At 64.1% G+C, this 22,407-nt stretch carries 22 protein-coding genes; 11 read left to right on the top strand and 11 right to left on the bottom strand.

What is annotated here, in order from left to right:
- Nucleotide 1: 1 nt before the first annotated feature.
- The gene (locus CAG46_RS05925; protein ID WP_025340372.1) at nucleotides 2-496 is read right to left on the bottom strand and encodes a DUF6231 family protein; all 495 of its coding nucleotides are present in this window, start codon (nucleotides 494-496) and stop codon (nucleotides 2-4) included.
- A 159-nt stretch (nucleotides 497-655) separates the two neighbouring features.
- Between CAG46_RS05925 and CAG46_RS05920 the strand changes: the two genes are divergently transcribed.
- The 4 genes from CAG46_RS05920 (at nucleotide 656) to CAG46_RS05905 (ending at nucleotide 3,282) form a co-directional block, all read left to right on the top strand.
- The gene (locus tag CAG46_RS05920) at nucleotides 656-1,348 is read left to right on the top strand and encodes an OmpA family protein (protein WP_025340371.1); all 693 of its coding nucleotides are present in this window, start codon (nucleotides 656-658) and stop codon (nucleotides 1,346-1,348) included.
- 89 nt (nucleotides 1,349-1,437) lie between these two features.
- Complete coding sequence (locus CAG46_RS05915) at nucleotides 1,438-2,157, top strand: OmpA family protein (RefSeq protein WP_085614191.1); 720 nt, start codon at nucleotides 1,438-1,440, stop codon at nucleotides 2,155-2,157.
- A 98-nt stretch (nucleotides 2,158-2,255) separates the two neighbouring features.
- Complete coding sequence (locus CAG46_RS05910; RefSeq protein WP_025340369.1) at nucleotides 2,256-2,531, top strand: DUF1145 domain-containing protein; 276 nt, start codon at nucleotides 2,256-2,258, stop codon at nucleotides 2,529-2,531.
- On the top strand, nucleotides 2,524-3,282 hold the full coding sequence (locus CAG46_RS05905; RefSeq protein WP_075046127.1) for a collagen-like triple helix repeat-containing protein: 759 nt from the start codon (nucleotides 2,524-2,526) through the stop codon (nucleotides 3,280-3,282). The genes CAG46_RS05910 and CAG46_RS05905 overlap by 8 nt, the downstream gene beginning before the upstream one ends.
- 150 nt (nucleotides 3,283-3,432) lie before the next feature.
- Here the strand turns inward: CAG46_RS05905 and CAG46_RS05900 are convergent, their stop codons facing one another.
- Nucleotides 3,433-3,897, bottom strand: coding sequence for a CopD family protein (locus CAG46_RS05900; protein ID WP_085614190.1), 465 nt, complete (start codon nucleotides 3,895-3,897; stop codon nucleotides 3,433-3,435).
- A 98-nt stretch (nucleotides 3,898-3,995) separates the two neighbouring features.
- Between CAG46_RS05900 and dinG the strand changes: the two genes are divergently transcribed.
- From dinG to pdxH, 5 genes are all read left to right on the top strand, one after another.
- Entirely contained in the window at nucleotides 3,996-6,140 is a 2,145-nt protein-coding gene (gene dinG / locus CAG46_RS05895; RefSeq protein ID WP_013973931.1) for an ATP-dependent DNA helicase DinG, read from the top strand.
- 81 nt (nucleotides 6,141-6,221) lie between these two features.
- A complete protein-coding gene (locus CAG46_RS05890) occupies nucleotides 6,222-8,456 on the top strand; it encodes a beta-galactosidase (RefSeq protein WP_085614189.1) in 2,235 nt (744 codons plus the stop codon).
- Between the two features lie 256 nt (nucleotides 8,457-8,712).
- On the top strand, nucleotides 8,713-9,858 hold the full coding sequence (locus CAG46_RS05885; protein WP_085614188.1) for a serine hydrolase domain-containing protein: 1,146 nt from the start codon (nucleotides 8,713-8,715) through the stop codon (nucleotides 9,856-9,858).
- A gap of 99 nt (nucleotides 9,859-9,957) precedes the next feature.
- A complete protein-coding gene (locus tag CAG46_RS05880) occupies nucleotides 9,958-10,935 on the top strand; it encodes an OmpA family protein (protein WP_085614187.1) in 978 nt (325 codons plus the stop codon).
- 18 nt (nucleotides 10,936-10,953) lie between these two features.
- Nucleotides 10,954-11,601 (top strand): pyridoxamine 5'-phosphate oxidase, encoded by a 648-nt coding sequence (gene pdxH / locus CAG46_RS05875; protein WP_085614186.1) that lies wholly within the window; start codon nucleotides 10,954-10,956, stop codon nucleotides 11,599-11,601.
- Between the two features lie 128 nt (nucleotides 11,602-11,729).
- On the opposite strand, the gene CAG46_RS05870 is transcribed toward pdxH, so the two are convergent.
- Nucleotides 11,730-11,963, bottom strand: a complete 234-nt coding sequence (locus CAG46_RS05870) for a hypothetical protein (protein WP_085614185.1) — start codon at nucleotides 11,961-11,963, stop codon at nucleotides 11,730-11,732.
- Nucleotides 11,964-12,109: 146 nt separating this feature from the next.
- Here CAG46_RS05870 and CAG46_RS05865 point away from each other — a divergent pair, with 146 nt between their 5' ends.
- Complete coding sequence (locus CAG46_RS05865; RefSeq protein ID WP_013973925.1) at nucleotides 12,110-12,574, top strand: glycine zipper 2TM domain-containing protein; 465 nt, start codon at nucleotides 12,110-12,112, stop codon at nucleotides 12,572-12,574.
- A gap of 69 nt (nucleotides 12,575-12,643) precedes the next feature.
- Here the strand turns inward: CAG46_RS05865 and nhaA are convergent, their stop codons facing one another.
- From nhaA to CAG46_RS05825, 8 genes are all read right to left on the bottom strand, one after another.
- On the bottom strand, nucleotides 12,644-13,819 hold the full coding sequence (gene nhaA / locus CAG46_RS05860) for a Na+/H+ antiporter NhaA (RefSeq protein ID WP_085614184.1): 1,176 nt from the start codon (nucleotides 13,817-13,819) through the stop codon (nucleotides 12,644-12,646).
- 312 nt (nucleotides 13,820-14,131) lie between these two features.
- Nucleotides 14,132-15,739 carry an NAD(P)/FAD-dependent oxidoreductase gene (locus CAG46_RS05855; protein WP_046614721.1) on the bottom strand — a complete coding sequence of 536 codons (1,608 nt, stop codon included), beginning with the start codon at nucleotides 15,737-15,739 and terminating at the stop codon, nucleotides 14,132-14,134.
- Between the two features lie 103 nt (nucleotides 15,740-15,842).
- Nucleotides 15,843-16,517, bottom strand: a complete 675-nt coding sequence (locus CAG46_RS05850) for a COG3650 family protein (RefSeq protein ID WP_025340360.1) — start codon at nucleotides 16,515-16,517, stop codon at nucleotides 15,843-15,845.
- A gap of 240 nt (nucleotides 16,518-16,757) precedes the next feature.
- Nucleotides 16,758-17,459: an ABC transporter ATP-binding protein gene (locus CAG46_RS05845; protein ID WP_013973921.1), complete on the bottom strand. Its 702-nt coding sequence runs from the start codon at nucleotides 17,457-17,459 to the stop codon at nucleotides 16,758-16,760.
- Nucleotides 17,460-18,227 (bottom strand): high-affinity branched-chain amino acid ABC transporter ATP-binding protein LivG, encoded by a 768-nt coding sequence (livG, locus tag CAG46_RS05840; protein ID WP_025340358.1) that lies wholly within the window; start codon nucleotides 18,225-18,227, stop codon nucleotides 17,460-17,462.
- Nucleotides 18,224-19,480 (bottom strand): high-affinity branched-chain amino acid ABC transporter permease LivM, encoded by a 1,257-nt coding sequence (locus tag CAG46_RS05835; protein ID WP_085614182.1) that lies wholly within the window; start codon nucleotides 19,478-19,480, stop codon nucleotides 18,224-18,226. The genes livG and CAG46_RS05835 overlap by 4 nt, the downstream gene beginning before the upstream one ends.
- Nucleotides 19,477-20,400, bottom strand: a complete 924-nt coding sequence (gene livH, locus CAG46_RS05830; protein ID WP_025340356.1) for a high-affinity branched-chain amino acid ABC transporter permease LivH — start codon at nucleotides 20,398-20,400, stop codon at nucleotides 19,477-19,479. Before livH ends, CAG46_RS05835 begins: the two co-directional genes overlap by 4 nt.
- Nucleotides 20,401-20,586: 186 nt before the next feature.
- Complete coding sequence (locus tag CAG46_RS05825) at nucleotides 20,587-21,702, bottom strand: branched-chain amino acid ABC transporter substrate-binding protein (protein ID WP_085614181.1); 1,116 nt, start codon at nucleotides 21,700-21,702, stop codon at nucleotides 20,587-20,589.
- A 359-nt stretch (nucleotides 21,703-22,061) separates the two neighbouring features.
- Here CAG46_RS05825 and CAG46_RS05815 point away from each other — a divergent pair, with 359 nt between their 5' ends.
- The gene (locus CAG46_RS05815; RefSeq protein WP_085590181.1) at nucleotides 22,062-22,373 is read left to right on the top strand and encodes a DUF2288 domain-containing protein; all 312 of its coding nucleotides are present in this window, start codon (nucleotides 22,062-22,064) and stop codon (nucleotides 22,371-22,373) included.
- Nucleotides 22,374-22,407: the final 34 nt, after the last annotated feature.

Here is a 22,407-nt window from a genome sequence, read left to right as displayed (position 1 = left end):
ATCACCACCAGTACTTGCCGAAGTTTTCAGGGTTGGCCCAGAACTTGGCATTCAGCCAGTCCGGTACCTGCTTGTAGTCATGTAGATCATAGGTGAACAGGCTCAATACCTGCTGGTCACGGCGGAATTTCTCGCTGGCCGACAGGGCCAGGGCAAAGAAATCGGTGTCTTGCCAGCCACAGGCGGCCAGGTCGGCCAGCACCGCGACCCGGCTGGCATTGAGGTTGCGAATGCCGCCGAGCAATTCCAGGCCGGTGCGTTTGGGCAGGTGCTCCAGGCAGTCCACCAGTACCGCCAGGTCAAAGCGCTGGGCTGCCAGTTCGGCCGGCAGCGGGCCTGGGGCGGCCGTGGCGATGGTTACCTGTGGGTGCGCCTGGGCGAAGGCGTCCAGCGCCGGGAAGCGCGTGCCCACCAGCAGCAGGCGTTGCGGGGTGAAGCGCTCGAGCAGGGCCGCCAGGGCCTGCTGCGGGGTGCGCTGGGAAAAACCGTCGGTCATTGGCAATCCTCGTTGAAGTCGTCCAAGACTAGCGGGCCGCAGCGTGCGGGCAAAGAGGCATGTGACTGTGTCGTGGCTTATTGGTGGCAGGGATCAGATGCTCGGTCTTTACTCCCTGAAATCGGCCTTATGCCGATTCCCCCTAGGAGAAGCAATGAAATGAGCATAGTACGCACAGCGATACCCCTGGTTCTGCTCACCAGTGTGTTGACTGGTTGTGCAGGTTTGCAAAAGACCGACTGGCCGAAATGTGCCGCCGTCGGGGGTGTAAGCGGCGCTGCCCTGGGCGCCATCGAGAGCTCCAGCTGGGCTGGTTGGGGCGCGTTGCTGGGCGGTGGCCTGGCGGCGGGCTATTGCTGGGCCCATGGCGATGGCGACGAGGATGGCGACGGCGTGCCGGACAGCCGTGACAAGTGCCCAGGCACCCCGCGCGGTGTGCAGGTCGATGCCAACGGCTGCCCGCCAGAGCCGGCCGCGGTGGTCGAGGAAGTGGTGGTGCAGAAGGAAGAAGTCATCGTCATCCGCGATGTGCACTTCGAGTTCGACTCTGCGCGCCTGACCGCCAGCGACAAGGAGCGCCTCAACACCATTGCCACGCGCCTGAAACAGGAAGCGCCGTCCGCCCGCCTGAGCGTCAGCGGCCATACCGACAGCGTCGGCTCCGACAGCTACAACCAGAAACTGTCCGAGCGCCGTGCCCACTCGGTGACCGATTACCTGGTCGAGAGCGGTGTGCCGCGCAGCAGCTTCGTTTCGGTGGTCGGTGCCGGTGAAACCCAGCCGGTGGCAGACAACGCCACGGCCGATGGGCGCGCCATGAACCGCCGTACCGAGATCAAGATCCAGCGGTAGAGCGGCGTGCGCCCGTGCCTTGAGCAGTGGCACGGGCGCGCCTTCACGGCGGTCAACCGTCCGTGGCCAATGACACAGGAGCATTCAGCATGAGTGTGACGTCGAAGGCGGCGCTGCCGCTGTTGGTGGCTGCCAGCCTGCTCGCGGGCTGCGCCACCCACAGCGATGGCAGCGCGCCGCTCAACCAGAGGACCTGGCCCATCTGCAGCCTGCTCGGCGGCCTGGTCGGTGGTGGCCTGGGCGCCATCGAAAGTTCGAGCTGGGCGGCTGGCGGCGGTGCCCTTGGCGCCATTGCCGGGGGCCTGATCTGTTACGCCCAGGATGGCGACGAAGATGGCGACGGTATTTTCGACCGCCGCGATCTTTGCCCCGATACCCCCGCCAACACTGCGGTCGACCACATGGGTTGCCCGTTGAAGGTGTACCCCGCATCGCCGCCTGCCACTGAACCTGAACCCTCGCCAGAGGTGATCATCCTGGATGACAACGGCGTGGTGATGTTCGCCTTCGATTCCGCCGAGCTGACCCCGGCGGCCCAGCAGCGCCTGCAAGGCCTGGTGGCGAAGCTCGATTCACCGACAGTGGCGAAAGTAAGCGTGATCGGGCATACCGACAACGTGGGCTCCGATAGCTACAACCAGGCACTTTCCGAACGCCGCGCCAGCAGCGTGGCCGTTTACCTGATCAGCCAGGGGCTGGAGGCGGGCAAGGTCACCAGCCAGGGGCGCGGCGAGAGTGAACCGCTCACCGACAACGAAAGCGAGGAGGGCCGCGCCCGCAACCGACGGGTGGAACTGCACCTCAACTGAGTGGTGCTGGCGCCTGTCCTGACATTGCAGTTAATGTTGGTCGCACGGTCCGCTCGAACGGGCCGTCTCGACATAACAACAATCCATGGGGGCGGGATATGAAGTTCATCCTGGGCTTGGGCAAGGTCCTGACAGTCGCTTTCTGGGGTGTGGTGTTGTTCAATCAGTTGATGCCACAACCCTTGCCCTTCAATCTGCTGATCAACGCCGCCGGCATCACCTTGCTGGGCCTGCACCTGCTCGAAGTGCTGTTCTTCAATGGCAGCCTGCGCGGCCGCAGCCACCGCTGGTTCGATCGTCTGCAGATCCTGTTGACGGGTATCTTCCATGTCATGTCCATCCCCCGTGTGCAGGAGGCGCCGCGAAATGCGTAATCTGATGTTGCTGGCCATGTTGGCCGTTCCCCTGGCCCAGGCCGAAAGCCTGGAGGTCGCTGCCAATTCCATGCTGCGCCTGCCCGACAAGTCGGCAAGCGTGCACCTGGCACAGTTGCGTGTCGCCGATGCCGCAACCCTGCTGCTGCCTGCCACGCTCGCTGAGTTGAAGGTCGACCAACTGGAGTTGGGGCGCGATGCGCGTATCGCCATTGCACCGTCCGATAGCCCGTTGCTGATCGAGGCGCGCAGCGCGCGGCTGGGTGAGGGTAGCGAATTCAGTGCGCCGGGAGCGGCGGGTACTTACCAGCGGGGAGCCCGGTCGGGCCGCAGCCTGGACCTGAAACTGGCTGAAGTGGATGCCGAGCGCCTGGCCATCGATGCCCGTGGCGGTGCCGGTGCGCCGGGGTACGTGGGGCTCGATGGCGCCAACGGCCAGGCCGGTGGCTGCACCTGGGGCCAGGCCAGCCGCGGTGCCAATGGCGATGACGGCGGCAACGGGCACGATGGTGCGCCGGGTGGGCGCATCCGCTTGAGCGTGCCGCAGGGCTTCCCGCAAGAACGCATCGTGGTGCGCCTGGACGGCGGCGCACCGGGCAAGGCCGGGGCTGCTGGCAAGGCCGGCAAGGGCGGGGCTAGCAAGGGTTGCCTGGTGTACCGCACAGACGCCGGCGCCAATGGCCGGCCGGGGCAGCCGGGCCAGCCTGGGTTGGCCGGCGCTGCAGGTGAGCTGATTCTGCAGCGCCTCTGAAGCCTTGCCGCGCCCCCTGTAGGAGCGGCCTTGTGTCGCGATGGGCTGCGCAGCAGCCCCAGGATTTCAGCGCCTTCGCACAAATTGCCGGGGCTGCTGCGCAGCCCATCGCGACACAAGGCCGCTTCTACAGGGGCCGCGCAGATCCTGTCAGAGCATCAGCCGCGAACTGGCCACGGCTACCACCGCCAGGCCCAGCAGCAGGTTGATCCCCACCATCCGCCGAATCCGCCCCAGCACTGCCGCACCTGCCGGCCAGTCCTCGGCCTGCACCGCCGCCCTCAACTCCGGCAGCAGCAACGCCTGGATGCGCATGAACAGGGCAAACATGGCGATGCCTCCACCGATCATCACCTGCACATACTTCGGTGCAGTCTCGAAGCCGCTGAAGCGCATGTGCAACATGCCGATACCACTTATCGCCAAAATCGCCACGGCCAGCCAGACCCAACCGAAGAAGCGTCGGAAAACTTCCACCCACAAGCGCAGCCGGGCAGGCCCCTCAAGGGCTGCAACCGTTGCCGGGCGCAGCACAAGCCAGGCGAAGAACATGCCGCCGACCCACACCAGGGCGACCAGGACATGCAGTGTGTAGGGCAGGGCAAAGGCAAGCATCCGGATCTCCATGCGGCATAAAGGGCAATAGCGGGGTATGATAGCCGCCCCATGCGAAACACTGAAAATATATCCAGCCCTCCGGGCGCCTGCAGACCATGATCAGCAACGAACTCAAAGCCACCATCCAGGGCGCCTATACGCGTTTTCTCGAAGCCAAGAGCCTCAAGCCGCGCTATGGCCAGCGCCTGATGATCGCCGAAGTGGCCAAGGTGCTCGGCGACATCGCCTGCGACGAAGAAGGCCGCCGTGCCGGCGAGCCTGCCGTGGTGGCAGTGGAGGCGGGCACCGGTACCGGCAAGACGGTGGCCTACAGCCTGGCTGCCATTCCGGCCGCCAAGGCCGCCGGCAAGCGCCTGGTGATCGCCACCGCCACCGTGGCGCTGCAGGAGCAGATCGTCTTCAAGGACCTGCCCGACCTCATGCGCAGCAGCGGGCTGAACTTCAGCTTCGCCCTGGCCAAGGGCCGTGGCCGCTATCTGTGCCTGTCCAAGCTCGACATCCTGCTGCAGGAGGGCCACGCCCAATCGGCCACCGCCCAGCTGTTCGAGGAAGAAGGCTTCCACATCGAAGTCGACGAGCGCAGCCAGAAGCTGTTCAACAGCATGATCGAGAAGCTTGCCGGCAACCGCTGGGACGGTGACCGCGACAGCTGGCCCGAAGCCCTCGAAGACCAGGACTGGGCGCGCCTGACCACCGACCACAGCCAGTGCACCGGCCGTCATTGCCCGAACTTCCAGCAGTGCGTGTTCTACAAGGCCCGCGAAGGCATGGGCAAGGTCGACGTGATCGTCACCAACCACGACATGGTGCTGGCCGACCTGGCCCTGGGCGGCGGCGCGGTATTGCCCGACCCGCGCGACACCATGTACGTGTTCGACGAAGGCCACCACCTGCCGGACAAGGCCATTGGCCATTTCGCCCACTATTCGCGCCTGCGTTCCACTGCCGACTGGCTGGAGCAGACCGCCAAGAACCTGACCAAGCTGCTGGCCCAGCACCCGCTGCCCGGTGACCTGGGCAAGTACATCGAACAGGTGCCGGAGCTAGCGCGGGAAGTGCGCACCCAGCAGCAGTTCATGTTCACCCTGTGCGAGCAGGTTGCCGACTTCCGCCCCAGCGAGGACAACGAAGGCCGTGAGCGCCCGCGCTACCGCTTCGAAGGCGGCGTGGTGCCGGAGCAGATTCGCGAAGTGGGCATCGAGCTGAAAAAGGGCTTTGCCCGCCTCAACGACCTGTTCACCCGCCTGGCCGACCTGCTCAAGGAGGGCATGGACGGTGAGGTCAACATCGGCATCGCCAGCCATCAGGCCGAGGAGTGGTACCCGCTGTTCGGTAGCCTGGTCACCCGTGCCCAGGGCAACTGGGAGCTGTGGACGGCCTTTACCGCCGAAGACCCGGAAGACAGCCCGCCCATGGCCCGCTGGCTGACCCTGGCCGAGAGCGGTGCGCTGTTCGATATCGAAGTCAACGCCAGCCCCATCCTGGCCGCCGAAATGCTTCGCCGCAGCCTGTGGAGCGTGGCCCATGGCGCGCTGGTGACCTCGGCGACGCTGACCGCGCTGGGCAAGTTCGACCGCTTCCGCATGCGCTCGGGGTTGCCGCGTGACGCGGTCACCTGCGTGGTGCCCAGCCCGTTCGTGCATGGCGATGCCGGCCTGCTGCGGGTCCCCGACCTCAAGGCCGACCCGAGGGATGCGGCGGCGCATACCGCAGCGATCATCCGCGAACTGCCGAACATCGTCGAAGATGCCCGCGGCGCGCTGGTGCTGTTCTCCTCGCGCAAGCAGATGCAGGACGTGTTCGATGGCCTGGACCGTGACTGGCGCAAGCTGGTGCTGATCCAGGGCAACCTGTCCAAGCAGGAGACCCTGAACAAGCACAAGGCGCGGGTCGACGATGGCCAGCACAGCGTGCTGTTCGGCCTGGCCAGCTTTGCCGAGGGTGTCGACCTGCCGGGTGCCTACTGCGAGCACGTGGTGATCGCCAAGATTCCCTTTGCCGTGCCCGACGACCCGGTCGAAGCGGCGTTGGCCGAGTGGATCGAAGCTCGCGGCGGCAACCCGTTCATGGAAATTGCCGTGCCCGACGCCTCGCTGCGGCTGATCCAGGCCTGCGGCCGCCTGCTGCGAACCGAACAGGATCGCGGTGTCATCACCTTGCTTGACCGGCGCCTGGTCACCCAGCGCTACGGCAAGGCTATTCTCAATGCGCTGCCGCCGTTCCGGCGGGAGATTTCCTGACCGCCGGAGCACACTTGCTCCGGCGCGATGTCCATTACTCAGTCGTGGGCCATGAGGGCCCTGAAGGAGAGCCCCAGCCTTATGGTCCGCCGTACCCTGCCCGCCATTTTCGCCCTGTTGTTCAGCTCGCCCTTGCTGGCTGGGCAGCAGACGCTGTTCAGCTTCGTGCGCCCGGCCTCGGTGGTCAACGTGGCGACCGAGGATGCCGGCATGCCGCAGTACAACGCGGAGCAGACGGCCGAAGGCGAAGTGTTGCGGCGCGTGGTGTTCAACCCGGCCCAGCGGCCGACCCTGCGCCTCAGCCCGCAAAGCGGTGTGTGGGATTGGTCCGGCGGTCAGTTCCTGACCTTGCGCCTGCAAAGCGCGATGGATTGGGCGCTGACCGTGGACGTCATGGTGCAGGGCAGTGATGGCCGCACGTTGACCAGCCGCATCGACCTTCCGGCCGGTCCTGCGCAAACCGTGATGGTACCGCTGACGGCCAGCTCACCGCTGAGCCAGGGCATGCGCGCCGGCCCGCCCATGCCCTGGAACCATGGCGGCCAGCGCCTGCTGCTGACCAGCAGCGCCGGCGCGGTCGACCTCAAGCAGGTGGCGTCGGTCAGCCTGAGTATCCCCAACCCCAAGGTGGCGCAGAACCTGCTGATCGAGCGGGTCGGCATCCAGGATGACGACCAGGCCTACAAGGCGGCCTACCATGAGCTGATCGATGCCTATGGCCAGTCCACCCGCGGCCATTGGCCTGAAAAGGTTGCCAATGACGAGCAGCTCAAGGCGGCCGATGCACGCGAGCAGCAACAGCTCAAAGGCTGGCTGGCAGAGCGTGGCAAGCAGCAGCTGGATGCATACGGTGGCCTGCTGGCCGGGCCGGCGTTCGAGGCCAAAGGCTTCTTCCGCACCGAAAAGCGTGACGGCCGCTGGTACCTGGTAACGCCCGAGGGGCATCCATTCTATTCCCTGGGGGTGAATGCCGTGGCCGCGGATGGCGGGCGTACCTACGTCGCCGGGCGTGAAGGGATGTTCAAGGCGTTGCCGGGCGAGGGTGATGCACTGGCCGCATTCTATGGCGACGGCAACAACGACGACGGCAACCCCTCGTCGCAAGGGCGCAACTTCAAACAGGGGCGCTGGTTCGATTTCTATGCCGCCAACCTGCAGCGCACCTATGGCAAACCCTGCCCGCCCGCGGTAGAAGGGCAGCCGGCCAACTGCCCACCATTGGCGCTGGATGCCGCCCGCTGGCAGGCGCATGCGCTCGACCGCCTGCAGGCCTGGGGTTTCAACACGGTCGGCAACTGGAGCGAGCCGGCCCTGGGCCAGGCCAGGCGCATGCCGTACACCTTGCCGCTATCGATCGTGGGGGATTACGCCAGCATCAGCACCGGCATGGACTGGTGGGGCCGCATGCCCGACCCGTTCGACCCGCGTTTTGCCATGGCTACCGAGCGCGCCGTGGCCATTGCCGCCCGCGATCACCGTGACGACCCCTGGCTGATCGGTTATTTCGCCGACAACGAACTGGCCTGGGCCGCCCCCGGTAGCGACCCGAAGGCGCGTTACGGCCTGGCCTACGGTACCTTGCGCCTGACCACCGATGTACCGGCCAAGCGCGCCTTCCTCAAGCAGTTGCGTGACAAGTACCGCAACCAGGAAGGGCTGTCCAAGGCCTGGGGCATCGAGCTGACCGCTTGGGAACTGATGGAGGACCCGGGCTTCGAGGCTCCGTTGCCCGACCCGGAGCACCCGGAAATCGAGCGTGACTACCAGCACTTCCAGCAGGTGTTCGCCGAAACCTACTTCAGGACCATTGCCGACTCGTTGAAGTGGCATGCGCCCAATCACCTGCTGCTGGGGGGCCGCTATGCCGTCAGCACGCCGGAGGCGGTCAAGGCCTGCGCGGAGTTCTGCGATGTGCTCAGCTTCAACTTCTATACCCTCAAGCCGCAGGATGGCTACGACTTCGCCCGCCTGGCCGAGCTGGACAAGCCGGTGTTGGTGTCCGAGTTCCAGTTCGGTTCGCGCGATCGCGGGCCGTTCTGGCCGGGGCCGCTGGAAGTGGCGCGGGAAGAAGACCGTGGCCCGGCCTACGGCAACTTCCTCAAGGCGGCCCTGGCGCAGCCGATGATCGTTGGCGCGCACTGGTTCCAGTACCTCGACCAGCCGGCCAGCGGCCGCCTGCTCGACGGCGAGAACGGCCACCTTGGGTTGGTGGCGATCACCGATATGCCATACCCGGGGTTTGTCGATGCCGTGCGCAAGAGCAACTTGCAGGCAATGAGCCAGCTGCGCGCCCAACTGGAAAAGCCGGCGCCCTAGCAACCGGCTGACGCGGTCTGGTGTAGGAGCGGCCTTGTGTCGCGATGGGCTGCGCAGCAGCCCCAGGATCTCCGCCGCAATGCACAATTGCCGGGGCTGCTGCGCAGCCCATCGCGACACAAGGCCGCTCCTACAGGAGCACCGTTCGTCCTGGCTGCCATTCGTCGCGACCACTTGGCCCAAGCCAGTTTGCAAAACACGCAACTACTGAAACAATGCACACCATTTTCGGAATTGGTCGTACGGAGAACAGCGGGTGCAGATCCAGGGTCACTATGAGCTGAAGTTCGAAGCAGTGCGCGAAGCCTTTGCCGCGCTGTTCGATGATCCCCAGGAGCGTGGCGCCGCGCTGTGCATCCAGGTTGGTGGCGAAACCGTGGTCGACCTGTGGGCCGGCAGTGCCGACAAGGACGGCCAGCAGGCCTGGCACAGCGATACCATCGCCAACCTGTTCTCCTGCACCAAGACCTTCACCGCTGTCACCGCCCTGCAACTGGTCGGCGAGGGCAAGCTGGCCCTCGATGCGCCGGTGGCCAACTACTGGCCCGAGTTCGCCCAGGCAGGCAAACAGGCGATCACCCTGCGCCAGCTGCTCAGCCACCGTGCCGGCTTGCCGGCCATCCGTGAGCTGCTGCCGGCCGAGGCACTGTATGACTGGCAGGCCATGGTCGATGCGCTGGCTGCCGAAACGCCCTGGTGGACACCCGGCACCGAGCACGGCTATGCCGCCATTACCTACGGCTGGCTGATCGGCGAGCTGATCCGCCGTGCCGACGGCCGTGGCCCCGGCGACTCGATCGTGGCCCGTACCGCTCGGCCGTTGGGGCTGGATTTTCATGTCGGCCTGGCGGACGATGAGTTTTATCGCGTGGCGCACATCGCCCGTGGCAAGGGCAACGCCGGGGACGCTGCGGCGCAGCGCCTGCTGCAGGTGACCATGCGCGAGCCCGAGGCCCTGTCGACCCGTGCCTTCACCAACCCGCCGGCGATCCTGACCAGTACCAACAAGCCGGAGTGGCGGCGCATGCAGCAGCCAGCGGCCAATGGCCATGGCAATGCGCGCAGCATGGCGGGCTTCTATGCCGGGTTGCTGGACGGCAGCCTGCTCGAATCCGAACTGCTCGAGGAACTGACCCGTGAGCACAGCCTCGGGCAGGATCGCACCCTGCTCACCCAGACCCGCTTTGGCCTGGGCTGCATGCTCGACCAGCCCGACGTGGCCAATGCCACGTTCGGCCTCGGGGCCCGGACCTTCGGCCACCCAGGTGCCGGTGGCTCGGTCGGTTTCGCTGACCCGGAACACGATGTGGCCTTCGGTTTCGTGGTCAATACCCTCGGCCCTTATGTGCTCATGGACCCGCGAGCCCAGAAACTGGTACGCGTCCTTGCCAGTTGCCTTTGATCGGGTAATGCGGGTGTTGCCCCACCCCTTTGACTATCCTCAATGCCAACGCCTGAAAGGCGTAGGCAAAATTTCTTTCTATTTCATGGTGTATCGCTGATGTCTTCACACAAAACCTTAGCACTCGCCCTGTGCCTGACCGCCGTTACCGGCTGCGCCAGTCACCCCCAGGACGGCTCGAAGGACAGCGCCTCGAGCTGGTGGCCCTTCGGTTCGGACAAGGTTGCCGAGCAGGAAGTGAAGCAAGCCGTCACGGAAAACGTGGCCAAGGCCGACGCCAAGTCCGACAACGCCAGCCGTTGGTGGTGGCCGTTCGGCGGTGAAGAGAAGCAGGCAAAGGGGCCGGTGGTACCGAAGATCGACCAGAAGGCCACCCAGGCCTGGCTGGACGAGTACGAGCCCAAGCTGCGTGAGGCGATCAAGGGCAGCAAGCTGGAACTGGAGCGCCGTGACAACGTGCTGGCCGTAACCATCCCGGTGGACAGCTCGTACAACCCTGATCGTCCGAACATGCTGCTGCCGATGACCCTGGGCCCGATCACTCGTGTGGCCAAGACTGTCGAGGGCGATGCCAAGACCGCCGTGCTGGTGCTCGGCCATGCCGACAGCAGCGGTGTCGCTGCCGCCAACCAGAAGCTCAGCCTGGAGCGCGCCGCTTCGGTGTCGGCCATTTTCCGCCTCAGCGGCCTGCAGCGTGATCGCCTGAACCTCAAGGGTATGGGCTCGGAAATGCCGCGCGCCGCCAACGACAGCGCCGAGGGCCGTGCCCTGAACCGCCGTGTGGAAATGCTGCTGACCCCGCAGAACACCATGGTCGCCCTGCTGGCCAAGTACCAGCAAGCCGCCCCGGCGCGGGCCCCGATGGTGGCGGTGCAGGACGTCAAGGCGCCTGCCGCCAAGCCTGCCGACAGCAAGCCGGCCACCAAGGCTGCGGCGAAGAAGCCTGTAACCAAAGCCAAGGCCAAGGCGCCAGCCAAGACCACGGCCAAGAAAAAAGCCGCGCCGGCCAAGCCCGTCGCCAAGAAAGCTACCACTGACAAGAAAGTAGCTGCCAACAGCCCTGCGAAGACCAACTGATCGTCAAGGAACGCAGCAATGACCCAATCCCTGGCCGATATGCGCCGCGACTACACCCGTGATGGCCTGGCCGAAGCCCAGGCCCCGGGGGAGCCGTTCGCCCTGTTCCACCAGTGGTTCGCCGATGCGGTGAAAACCGAGCAGGTACCGGTGGAAGCCAACGCCATGACCTTGGCCACTGTCGATGGTGAAGGCCGCCCTCACTGCCGTATCTTGCTGCTGAAGGGGCTCGATGAGCGTGGTTTCACCTTCTTCACCAACTACGATAGTGCCAAGGGCAAGCAACTGTTGATAAACCCTTTCGCCGCCATGACCTTCTTCTGGCCGGCACTGGAGCGCCAGGTGCGCATCGAAGGGCGGGTGGAAAAGGTCACGCCCCAGGAGTCGGACGCCTACTACCAGGTGCGCCCGTTGGGCAGCCGCCTGGGGGCCTGGGCTTCGCCGCAGAGCCAGGTGATTGCCGGCCGTGAGGAGCTGGAGGGGCTGGTCAAGGCCACCGAGGCGCGCTTTTCCGACACCCAGCCGCATTGCCCGGAACATTGGGGTGGGTATCGATTGCTGCCTGAGCGTATCGAGTTCTGGCAGGGGCGGGCCAGCCGCCTGCATGACCGACTGAACTACCGGCTGGTGGATGGGCAGTGGCTGCGGGAGCGGTTGGCGCCCTGAGATTCCGGGGGCTGCTGCGCAGCCCATCGCGACGCAAGGCCGCTCCCACAGGTACAGCGCAGACCCAATCTGTGGGAGCGGCCTTGTGTCGCGAAAGGGCCGCAAAGCGGCCCCAGCAATCTCCAAGGCTACCCCGGATACCCCGCAGCCTCCCGCTCCAACCACCCCGCCAACTGCTTGCGCCCCACCTTCTCCACCCGCGCCTGCTCCAGCCTTTCCAGCATATACGTGCGTTTTCCAGGGTCCGCCCCAGCCAGCGACAACGCCAGGTCACGGTCCATCCAGCGGCGCATGCGCACATACAGCCACCAGTGGAAGTACAACCCCGCAACGGTGGTGACCACGACGATGAAGTAATCCATGGCTATCCTTGGTCTCACTTGAAAGGCCTCGACACAGCCACGCAGGCTGTCCCTTGGCTGAATGAAAACAATTTTATTACGTTTGTACCGTGACAGCCGTCAACGTGCAGCGTCTAATGAGCACCTGACTTATGGAGACTTTACCCATGCGTAAATCCGCTTTGCTGGTGGCGACCTTTACCACCATGTCGCTGTTGCTGGGTGGCTGTGCCTCGAGCCTGACCGGTGACAGCTACTCCCGTGATGAGGCCCGCCGCGTGCAAACCGTGCGCATGGGCACCATCGAGTCCCTGCGCCCGGTCAAGATCGAAGGCACCAAGACCCCGATCGGCGGTGGTGCTGGCGCCATCGTCGGTGGCGTGGCCGGCAGCGCCGTGGGTGGGGGCCGTGGCAGCATCGTCGCTGCCGTGATCGGTGCCGTTGCCGGTGGCCTGGCCGGTTCCGCCGCCGAAGAAGGCCTGACTCGTACCCAAGGTGTCGAAATCACCGTGCGTGAGGATGATGGCAGCATGCGTGCCTATGTGCAGGCCGTGCAGCAGAACGAGATCTTCCGCGTTGGCGACCGCGTGCGCATCATGACCGTCGATGGCACCAGCCGCGTCACGCACTGACCGTAGCCCAACAAGACAAAACCCCGACATGGCGCTCGCCAGTCGGGGTTTTTTCATGCTGCGGCCAGGTCAGCCGACATTGGGCTTGCGGCTGGCCATGGCGGTCACCGCATAGCCGATCACGGCGGCGAAGAACGAGCCGGTGAGAATACCCATGCGGTCCATTCCGGCGTAATCACTGCTGCCAGGCACAAAGGCGAGCGAGCCAACGAACAGGCTCATGGTGAAGCCGATACCACAAAGTATCGCCACACCCAGCAATTGCCCCCAACTGGCGCCTGCAGGCAGCGCGGCCAGGCGCAGCTTGACCGCGACCCAGGTCAGGCCGAAGACACCCACTGTCTTGCCCAGCAGCAGCCCGACGGCGATGCCCAGTGGCACCGGGTGGGTGAAGCTTTCTACGGTCATGCCTGCCAGCGATACACCGGCATTGGCGAAAGCGAACAGCGGCAGGATGGCGTAGGCGACCCAAGGATGCAGGGCGTGCTCCAGGGCGAGCAGTGGCGAGCGTTCGGCATGGCGCGTGCGCAGCGGGATGCACAGGGCCAGGGCAACCCCGGCCAAGGTGGCATGCACACCGCTCTTGAGCACGCAGACCCAGAGGATCAGGCCAACGACCATGTACGGCCCAAGCTTGACCACGCCAAGCCGGTTCATGGCCACCAGCACTACCAGGCAGGCGGCGGCCAGCAGCAGCGACACGCTCGACAGGGTGCCCGAGTAGAACAGGGCAATGACGATGATCGCACCCAGGTCGTCGATGATCGCCAGGGTCATCAGGAACAGTTTCAGCGACACCGGCACGCGCTTGCCCAGCAAGGCCAGTACGCCGAGGGCGAAGGCGATGTCGGTGGCTGTGGGGATCGCCCAGCCGGCCACGGCCGCCGGGTTGTCACGGTTGATGAACCAGTAGATCAGTGCCGGTATCACCATGCCGCCCACGGCGGCGGTGGCAGGCAGGATCACCTGGGAGGGCTTGGACAGGTGGCCGTCGACCACCTCGCGCTTGACCTCCAGGCCGATGAGCAGGAAGAACAGGGCCATCAGGCCGTCGTTGATCCACAGCAGCAGCGGTTTGGCGATGTGCAGCGCGCCGACCTGGACGGCGACGGGGACGTCGAGCAGGCCGCTGTACAGGTAGGACAACGGCGAGTTGTTGATGACCAGGGCCAGGATGGCCGCAGCGATCAGCAGCAGGCCGCTGGCGGCTTCGAGCTGGAAGAAGCGGGTGAACAGGCTACGCACGGGCTATAGGCTCTCCATGAGCAGTTGACGATGGAACGGGCGTACACCCTAGCCTGTGATGATATGCTTTCAAACAAAAACTATATTCGTTTTTGTTATATGTTGTTACTGGCTGGGCTGAGGGAAGCCTAGATGCAGATGGGAAAAGAGTGGGGAGGGGAAGTCTGATGTTTGTTGTGGATTTTTCTGATGTCTGCAGTGGCCCTTTCGCGGGTAAACCCGCTCCCACAGGTACTTCACAGTCTTCAATACCTGTGCAGTACCTGTGGGAGCGGGTTTACCCGCGAAGAGGCCCTCGCGGGCAATAAAGGCTCAGAGACCGAGCATATCCCGCGCCACCGCCTCGGCGATACGAATGCCATCGACACCTGCCGACAGGATCCCGCCCGCATACCCAGCCCCTTCACCCGCCGGGAACAGCCCCTTCAGGTTCAGGCTCTGGAAGTCCTCACCGCGGGTAATGCGCAGCGGCGACGAGGTGCGGGTCTCGATCCCGGTCAACACTGCATCATGCAGGTTGTAGCCCTTGATCTGCCGGTCGAACGCCGGCAGTGCCTCGCGAATGGCCTCGATGGCGAAGTCCGGCAGGCTCGGCGCCAGGTCGCCCAGGGTCACGCCCGGTTTATAGGACGGCTCGACACTGCCCAGTGCAGTCGACGGCCGGCCGGCGACGAAGTCACCCACCAGCTGCGCCGGGGCCTGGTAGTTGCTGCCGCCCATCACGTAGGCGTGGGCTTCCAGGCGCTCCTGCAGCTCGATGCCGGCCAGCGGTCCGCCCGGGTAATCGCGTTCGGGGTCGATGCCGACGACGATGCCGGAGTTGGCGTTGCGCTCGTTACGCGAGTACTGGCTCATGCCGTTGGTAACCACCCGGCCTGGCTCGCTGGTGGCGGCGACCACGGTGCCACCCGGGCACATGCAGAAGCTGTACACCGAACGGCCGTTCTTGGCGTGGTACACCAGCTTGTAGTCGGCGGCACCAAGTTTCGGGTGACCGGCGTACTTGCCCAGGCGCGCCTTGTCGATCAGCGTTTGCGGGTGTTCGATGCGGAAGCCCACCGAAAACGGCTTGGCTTCCATGTACACGCCCTTGGCATGCAGCATGCGGAAAGTGTCGCGGGCACTGTGGCCCAGGGCCAGCACCACATGGCGCGAGTGCAGCTGTTCGCCGCTCTCCAGCACCACGCCGGTCAGCTGCCCATCCTCGATCAGCAGGTCGGTGACCTTCTGCTGGAAGCGCACTTCGGCGCCGAGGGCGATCATGTCCTGACGCATCTGCTCGACCATGCCGGTGAGGCGGAAGGTACCGATGTGCGGCTTGTTGATGTACAGGATCTCGTCCGGCGCACCGGCCTTGACGAACTCTTCCAGCACTTTGCGGCCGTGGTGCTGCGGGTCCTTGATCTGGCTGTACAGCTTGCCGTCGGAGAAGGTACCGGCGCCGCCTTCGCCGAACTGCACGTTGGACTCGGGGTTGAGCACGCTCTTGCGCCACAGGCCCCAGGTGTCCTTGGTGCGCTGGCGCACTTCCTTGCCGCGCTCGAGGATGATCGGCTTGAAGCCCATCTGTGCCAGCAACAGGCCGGCGAAGATGCCGCACGGGCCGAAGCCGACCACGATCGGGCGCTCCTGCAGATCGGCAGGGGCCTGGCCGACGAACTTGTAGGTCACGTCTGGCGCCGGGCCGATGTTGCGATCGTCGGCGAACTTGCTGAGCAGTTCGGCTTCGTTGCTGGCTTCCAGGTCGATGGTGTAGATGAACAGCAGTTCGCTGTTCTTCTTGCGCGCATCGTAGCTGCGCTTGAACAGGTTGAAGCTGAGCAGTTGCTCGTCGCGGATGCCCAGGCGCTGGACGATGGCTTCACGCAGGGCTTCGTCGGGATGGTCCAGGGGCAGCTTCAGTTCGGTGATTCGTAGCATGGCAGGGTCCAGTATCCCGGCCATGGGCGGCCGGCGGCTTTACACAAACCGCCAAGTATAAGCTGTTCGCCGCCCCGACTGGCAGGATAAAAGCGCCCGGCGATCAGTTGTCGCGCGCACCGCCATAGTAACCGCAGCCTTGCAGGGTCTTGCCGTCGATGCGCAGTTCGGCGCGCAGGTGGTGGATGGCACCGGTGGCGGTGTCTACGCAGCGTTGTGGCGCGACCCACAGCTCCACGTGCTGGCCGTTGGCTTCGCTGGTCAGGGTCAGGCCGCCGCCGGGCACTTCTTCTTCCAGGAAGGGCAGGGGCAGGGGTTCCTGGCCGACGCGGTTGAGCACCATGCCTTTGCCACTGGCCTTGATGTCCCATTCCGGCTCATGGCCGTTGGCGCGCAGGGTCAGCTGTTTGAAGTTGGGGTCTTCACAAGCTCGGGTGGAAGGTTCCAGGCGGTACAGGCGACGAACTTCCAGCTGGCCGTCGTTGTTGGCCTGCCTGCTGCCGGTGAGGCGGCCACGGACGTCGGCGAACAGCTTGTCGTTGGCGTCCTTGGCGAGGTTGGCGGCTTCCTGCAGGATACCGGTGGCGGCGACGTCGTTGATCACGAAAGTGCGGTTTTCGCTGCACGGCTTGAACAGCAGCTGGCCACCGGCAGCACGCAACTCGCCCTGCATGCGCGTGGTGCCGATGTTCGGGTCGCTGGGGGCGTCAGCCATGAGCTGACAGCCGGCGAACAGGGGCAGCAGGGCGGTGAGCAGCAGGGTGGGGGTGAGGCGCATGGGGCGGGCTCCGGGGGTCTTTGCCGTGAAAGCAGGCCACGTTACTCAGGCTGGCGCTGGATCACAAGTTAATGGTTGCCTGTGCTGGCCCTATCGCCGGCAAGCCAGCTCCCACAGGCCCCCACAACTTTCAGGAACTGTGGGGTACCTGTGGGAGCTGGCTTGCCGGCGATAGGGCCAGTACAGGCAATACATTTCTGACAGGTAGAAAAAAGGGCCAGTAGATGGCCCTTTTCCCGGTCAACCCCCCAGGTACGCGTCGCGCACCTTCGGGTCGGTCAACAGTGCTTCCCCAGTACCCTGCATCACCACCCGGCCGTTCTCCAGCACATACGCCCGGTCAGCGATCTTCAGCGCCTGGTTGGCGTTCTGCTCCACCAGGAACACCGTCACGCCATCACGGCGCAGCTGTTCGATGATGTCGAAGATCTGCTGGATGATGATCGGCGCCAGGCCCAGCGAGGGCTCGTCGAGCAGCAGCAGCTTGGGTTTGCTCATCAGCGCCCGGCCGATGGCGAGCATCTGCTGCTCGCCACCGGACATGGTGCCGCCACGCTGGATATAACGCTCCTTCAGGCGCGGGAACAGCTGCAGCACCTTGTCCAGCTGCTCCTGGTAATCGCCCTTGTCGGTGAAGAAACCGCCCATCGCCAGGTTTTCCTCGACGGTCAGGCGGGAGAACACGCGGCGGCCTTCCGGCACTACCGCGATGCTCTTGCGCATGATGTGCGAGGACGGCTGGCCGACCAGTTCTTCACCCAGGTACTTGATGCTGCCGCTGTGCGCCTGCGGCGAGCCGCACAGGGTCATCAGCAAGGTCGACTTGCCGGCACCGTTGGCGCCGATCAGGGTAACGATCTCGCCCTGGTTGATCTCCACGTTGACGCTGTGCAGCGCCTGGATCTTGCCGTAGAAGGTGGAAACGTTCTCGAACTTCAGCATTTACGCTTCCCCCAGGTAGGCTTTGATCACGTCAGGGTTGTCGCGGATCTCTTCCGGCGTGCCGTGGGCCAGGGGGGTGCCCTGGTTGATCACCACGATATGGTCGGAAATGCTCATCACCAGCTTCATGTCGTGCTCGATCAGCAGCACGGTGACGTTGTGCGACTCACGCAGGTAGGCGATCAGCGCCTTGAGGTCTTCGGTCTCCTTCGGGTTCAGGCCCGCTGCCGGTTCGTCGAGCATGATGATGCGCGGCTGGGTCATCATGCAGCGGGCGATTTCCAGACGGCGCTGCTGGCCGTAGGCGAGGGTGCCGGCGGTACGGTTGGCGAACTCGGTCAGGTTGACCTTCTCCAGCCAGTACTGCGCGCGCTCCATGGCCTCCTTCTCGCTGCGGCGGAAGTTCGGGGTCTTGAACAGGCCGGCGAAGAAGTTGGTGTTCAGGTGGCGGTGCTGGGCGATCAGCAGGTTTTCCAGCGCGGTCATTTCCTTGAACAGGCGCACGTTCTGGAAAGTCCGCACCACGCCCTTGCGGGCGATCTGGTGCCCGGCCAGGCCCTGGATCGGCTGGCCATCGAGCAGGATGGTGCCGCCGCTGGGCTTGTAGAAGCCGGTCAGGCAGTTGAACACCGTGGTCTTGCCGGCACCGTTCGGGCCGATCAGTGCCACCACCTGTTTTTCCTTGACGGTCAGGCCCACGCCGTTGACCGCCAACAAGCCGCCGAAGCGCATGCTCAGGCCGCTGACTTGCAGAATTTCGCGGCTCATCGACGCAGCTCCATGTGTGGACGTTGCATAGGCAGCAGGCCTTGCGGACGCCAGATCATCATCAACACCATCAGCGCACCGAACATCAGCATCCGGTATTCGCTGAACTCACGCATCAGCTCGGGCAGCAGGATCATCACGATGGCCGCGAGGATCACGCCCAGTTGTGAGCCCATGCCGCCGAGCACGACGATGGCGAGGATGATCGCCGACTCGATGAAGGTGAACGACTCCGGCGTCACCAGGCCCTGGCGCGCAGCGAAGAAGCTGCCGGCGAATCCGGCGAAGCAGGCGCCCAGGGTGAATGCCGACAGCTTGATCACGGTCGGGTTCAGGCCCAGTGCACGGCAGGCGATCTCGTCTTCGCGCAGGGCTTCCCAGGCGCGGCCGATCGGCATGCGCAGCAGGCGGTTGATCACGAACAGCGCCAGCAGGGCCAGCAGCAGGGCCACCAGGTAGAGGAAGATGACCTTGTTGATCGAGTTGTATTCCAGCCCGAAGAACTCATGGAAGGTCTGCATGCCCTCGGCGGCACGGCGTTCGAAGGTCAGGCCGAAGAGCTCTGGCTTGGGGATGTTGCTGATGCCGTTGGGGCCGCCGGTCCAGTCGGTGAGGTTACGCAGGAACAGGCGGATGATCTCGCCGAAGCCGAGGGTCACGATCGCCAGGTAGTCACCGCGCAGGCGCAGCACCGGGAAGCCGAGCAGGAAGCCGAAGGTAGCGGCCATCAGGCCGGCGATCGGCAGGCATACCCAGAAGCTCCAGCCCAGGTAGTGCGAAAGCATGGCGTAGCTGTAGGCGCCGACGGCGTAGAAGCCGACGTAACCGAGGTCGAGCAGGCCTGCCAAACCGACCACGATGTTCAGGCCCAGGCCCAGCAACACGTAGATCAGGATCAGCGTGGCAATGTCGACCGCACCGCGCGAGCCGAAGAACGGCCATACCAGTGCCGCGACGATCAGGCCCATGATCACGTAGCGCTGGGTTTTCGGCAGGGTCAGGTAGTTGCTGACCGCCGGCGGGATCAGCTTGCGATCCGAACGGCGGCCAATTACCGAGTTCCACTGCTTGTCGAACAGCACGCGCAGGAACATCAGCACCGAGCACAGGGCAATGATGCTGAGGTTGAACGAGCCCTGGCTGTGCACGGACAGGCTGATGCCGTCGATGCTCAGTTTCAGGCCCAGTACCGGGAAGGCCACGGCCCATACCAGCAAGGCGCTGAAGAACGCCTGTTTGAGATTTCTGTTCATACTTTTTCAACCTCCGGGCGGCCCAGGATGCCGGTCGGCCGGAATAGCAGGACAAGAACCAACAAGCCGAATGCCACCACGTCCTTGTACTGGTCGCCGAAGATATCGGCACCGAACGCTTCGGCCACGCCCAGCACCAGCCCGCCGAGCATGGCGCCCGGGATGCTGCCGATGCCACCCAGCACCGCCGCGGTGAAGGCCTTCAGGCCCACCAGGAAACCGGCGTTGGGGTTGATCACCCCGTACTGCATGCTCAGCAGCACGGCCGCCACCGCCGCCAGGGCGGCACCGATGACGAAGGTGAGGGCGATGATGTTGTTGGTGTTGATGCCCAGCAGGTTGGCCATCTTGATGTCCTCGGCGCAGGCGCGGCAGGCGCGGCCCAGGCGGGAACGGGAGATGAACAGGGTGAGGCAGGTCATGGCCACCAGGGTGACCACGAACACCAGGATCTGCATGTAGCTGATCAGTACTTCCTCCGCGCCGCCCGGCCCGAACGAGAAGCTTCCGGGGATCAGGTTGGGGATGGACTTGTCCTTGGAGTCTTGCGAAAGCAAGACGGTGTTCTGCAGGAAGATCGACATGCCGATGGCGGAAATCAGCGGGATCAGTCGGTTGCTGTTGCGCAGGGGGCGGTAGGCAACCCGTTCGATGCTGTAGCCATAGGCACTGGTGACGAAGATCGTCGCGACGAAGGCGACGGTCATCAGGATCGGCAGCGAATGGATACCCATCATGGCCAGGCCCGCCAGGGCGATGAAGGCCACGTAGGAACCGATCATGTACACCTCGCCGTGGGCGAAGTTGATCATGCCAATGATGCCGTACACCATCGTGTAGCCGATGGCGATCAAGGCATAGGTGCTGCCGATGGTCAATCCATTAACCAGTTGTTGGAAGAAATGGTAGATCTCAGGCATTACAGCGCTCCTAAAAACCTGATTTGCATTTCGCTGGCGGGGGTACGGCCAGGAAACCGCGGGTGACGGTTTTAAGATTTTCAGGTGAGCCCGCCCCCGGATCGCGGGGATCAGGCCCATGAACCTCGTAAAACAAAGCCCACTGCTCGCACAGTGGGCTTCTACGGTCAGCTATTAGTCACGCAGTTACTGAGGGGAGACTTCGGTCTTCGGCTTGCCGAAGTGCCATTCGTAGACCACGAACTTGAAGTCTTTCAGGTCGCCCTTCTCGTCGTACGACAGGGTGCCGGTCGGGGTCTTGAAGGAGCCGGCGTGGATGGCGGCTGCTACCTTGTCGGTATCTTCGGACTTGGCGGCCTTGATGCCTTGGGCAATCAGTTCGACAGCCGAGTAGGCCGGGAACACGAACGGGCCGCTTGGGTCCTTGCCGTCAGCCTTGATGGCGTCGACGATCTTCTTGTTGGCAGGGTCCGCGTCGAACGACTTCGGCAGGGTCACCAGCAGGCCTTCGGAGGCGTTCTGGGCGATCTGCGAGATGGAGTCGTTGCCCACGCCTTCCGGGCCCATGAACTTGGCTTTCAGACCCTTTTCCTGAGCCTGGCGCAGGATCAGGCCCAGCTCTGGGTGGTAGCCGCCGTAGTAGACGAAGTCGACGTTGTTCTGCTTGAGCTTCTGGATGATCGAGGAGAAGTCCTTGTCACCGGCGTTCAGGCCTTCGAACACGGCAACCTTGGTGCCTTTGCCTTCCAGGGTCTGCTTGACCGCGGTAGCGATGCCTTCACCGTACTGCTGCTTGTCGTGCAGGACGGCGACCACCTTCGGCTTGACGTGGTCGGCGATGTAGTTGCCGGCAGCCGGGCCCTGGGCGCTGTCCAGGCCGATGGTACGGAAGATCAGCTTGTAGCCACGGGCGGTGATTTCCGGGGAGGTGGCGGCCGGGGTGATCATGATCACGCCTTCGTCTTCGTAGATGTCGGACGCAGGCTGGGTGGAGCTGGAGCACAGGTGGCCAATGACGAACTTGACGCCGTCGTTGACCACTTTGTTGGCGACTGCAACGGCCTGTTTAGGGTCGCAGGCGTCGTCGTATTCCTTGGCTTCGAGCATCTTGCCATCCACGCCGCCCGCGGCGTTGATATCCTTGATGGCTTGCTTTGCGCCGATGAACTGCATGTCGCCGTACTGGGTCACAGGACCGGTCTTGGGGCCTGCAATCCCGATCTTGATGGTATCGGCGGCAAACGAATGGCTGGCTACCCCTGCCAGAACCATTGCGGCGAACAGCTTGGAAATCTTGATCATAGTGCTCCACTCATTCTGTTGTAATTCTTATAGTCCTGGCGGCCAGGGCTACAGACCGGGCGGGATTTGCGGCGTGGCCATGCCAACGCGCAAGCCCACCTTCCCCCGGAACATGTCCCGGAACTGTACCGGTACAGTGTAGAGCGCTGTTCGAGCGCTTGAAAAGCGGTCGAAAAGTGCCTGCTTCCTGGGTTGTCGCATGGTCGACACAAAGATACAGAAAGGCGCCATCAAACTGCCTGCATCTGCGACCCCGCCCCACAAGTTCGGGATCAATCGACCAAATTACATATTTGAAACCGGGTTTTTCTGCAAAAATGCCGACCTTTTTTATTGGCCGATTTTTGCGGAAACCACCCATGACTGATCAAACAAGCACCCTCTATGCCAAATTGCTTGGCGAGACGGCAATCATCGAGTGGAAAGCGCTGGAGCGTTTCTGGGCCAAGGGTGACCTGATTTGGGTCGACCCGAGCCTCGACCTGATCACCGTTGCCGAGGCGATGGCCGAGAATCGCAGCGAGATCTTCGCCAAGTGGCGTAGTGATGGCACTGTTGGGCCGGTGACCGCCGAGCAGGCCCATGACCTGCAAAGCCGCGATCCAGAGATCTGGGCGGTAGTGGTTTCGCCGTTCATCGTGATCCAGGTGAAGCCCCCGGCAGAGGCGTGATCGCTTTTGGTGCGCGAAAATGCGCAGCAGCCCC

This window comes from Pseudomonas sp. B23(2017) (assembly GCF_002113725.1).
Lineage (GTDB): Bacteria > Pseudomonadota > Gammaproteobacteria > Pseudomonadales > Pseudomonadaceae > Aquipseudomonas > Aquipseudomonas putida_Z.
The sequence above is the reverse complement of the archived record's forward strand: the minus strand, read 5'-3'. Positions and strand labels throughout refer to the sequence as shown.

Bases quoted from the DNA above. Each gene is read 5' to 3' on its own strand.
- CAG46_RS05925 (WP_025340372.1), bottom strand. From the start codon at position 496: ATGACCGACGGTTTTTCCCAGCGCACCCCGCAGCAGGCCCTGGCGGCC.
- CAG46_RS05920 (WP_025340371.1), top strand. From the start codon at position 656: ATGAGCATAGTACGCACAGCGATACCCCTGGTTCTGCTCACCAGTGTG.
- CAG46_RS05915 (WP_085614191.1), top strand. From the start codon at position 1,438: ATGAGTGTGACGTCGAAGGCGGCGCTGCCGCTGTTGGTGGCTGCCAGC.
- CAG46_RS05910 (WP_025340369.1), top strand. From the start codon at position 2,256: ATGAAGTTCATCCTGGGCTTGGGCAAGGTCCTGACAGTCGCTTTCTGG.
- CAG46_RS05905 (WP_075046127.1), top strand. From the start codon at position 2,524: ATGCGTAATCTGATGTTGCTGGCCATGTTGGCCGTTCCCCTGGCCCAG.
- CAG46_RS05900 (WP_085614190.1), bottom strand. From the start codon at position 3,897: ATGCTTGCCTTTGCCCTGCCCTACACACTGCATGTCCTGGTCGCCCTG.
- dinG (WP_013973931.1), top strand. From the start codon at position 3,996: ATGATCAGCAACGAACTCAAAGCCACCATCCAGGGCGCCTATACGCGT.
- CAG46_RS05890 (WP_085614189.1), top strand. From the start codon at position 6,222: ATGGTCCGCCGTACCCTGCCCGCCATTTTCGCCCTGTTGTTCAGCTCG.
- CAG46_RS05880 (WP_085614187.1), top strand. From the start codon at position 9,958: ATGTCTTCACACAAAACCTTAGCACTCGCCCTGTGCCTGACCGCCGTT.
- pdxH (WP_085614186.1), top strand. From the start codon at position 10,954: ATGACCCAATCCCTGGCCGATATGCGCCGCGACTACACCCGTGATGGC.
- CAG46_RS05870 (WP_085614185.1), bottom strand. From the start codon at position 11,963: ATGGATTACTTCATCGTCGTGGTCACCACCGTTGCGGGGTTGTACTTC.
- CAG46_RS05865 (WP_013973925.1), top strand. From the start codon at position 12,110: ATGCGTAAATCCGCTTTGCTGGTGGCGACCTTTACCACCATGTCGCTG.
- CAG46_RS05855 (WP_046614721.1), bottom strand. From the start codon at position 15,739: ATGCTACGAATCACCGAACTGAAGCTGCCCCTGGACCATCCCGACGAA.
- CAG46_RS05850 (WP_025340360.1), bottom strand. From the start codon at position 16,517: ATGCGCCTCACCCCCACCCTGCTGCTCACCGCCCTGCTGCCCCTGTTC.
- CAG46_RS05845 (WP_013973921.1), bottom strand. From the start codon at position 17,459: ATGCTGAAGTTCGAGAACGTTTCCACCTTCTACGGCAAGATCCAGGCG.
- livG (WP_025340358.1), bottom strand. From the start codon at position 18,227: ATGAGCCGCGAAATTCTGCAAGTCAGCGGCCTGAGCATGCGCTTCGGC.
- CAG46_RS05835 (WP_085614182.1), bottom strand. From the start codon at position 19,480: ATGAACAGAAATCTCAAACAGGCGTTCTTCAGCGCCTTGCTGGTATGG.
- livH (WP_025340356.1), bottom strand. From the start codon at position 20,400: ATGCCTGAGATCTACCATTTCTTCCAACAACTGGTTAATGGATTGACC.
- CAG46_RS05825 (WP_085614181.1), bottom strand. From the start codon at position 21,702: ATGATCAAGATTTCCAAGCTGTTCGCCGCAATGGTTCTGGCAGGGGTA.
- CAG46_RS05815 (WP_085590181.1), top strand. From the start codon at position 22,062: ATGACTGATCAAACAAGCACCCTCTATGCCAAATTGCTTGGCGAGACG.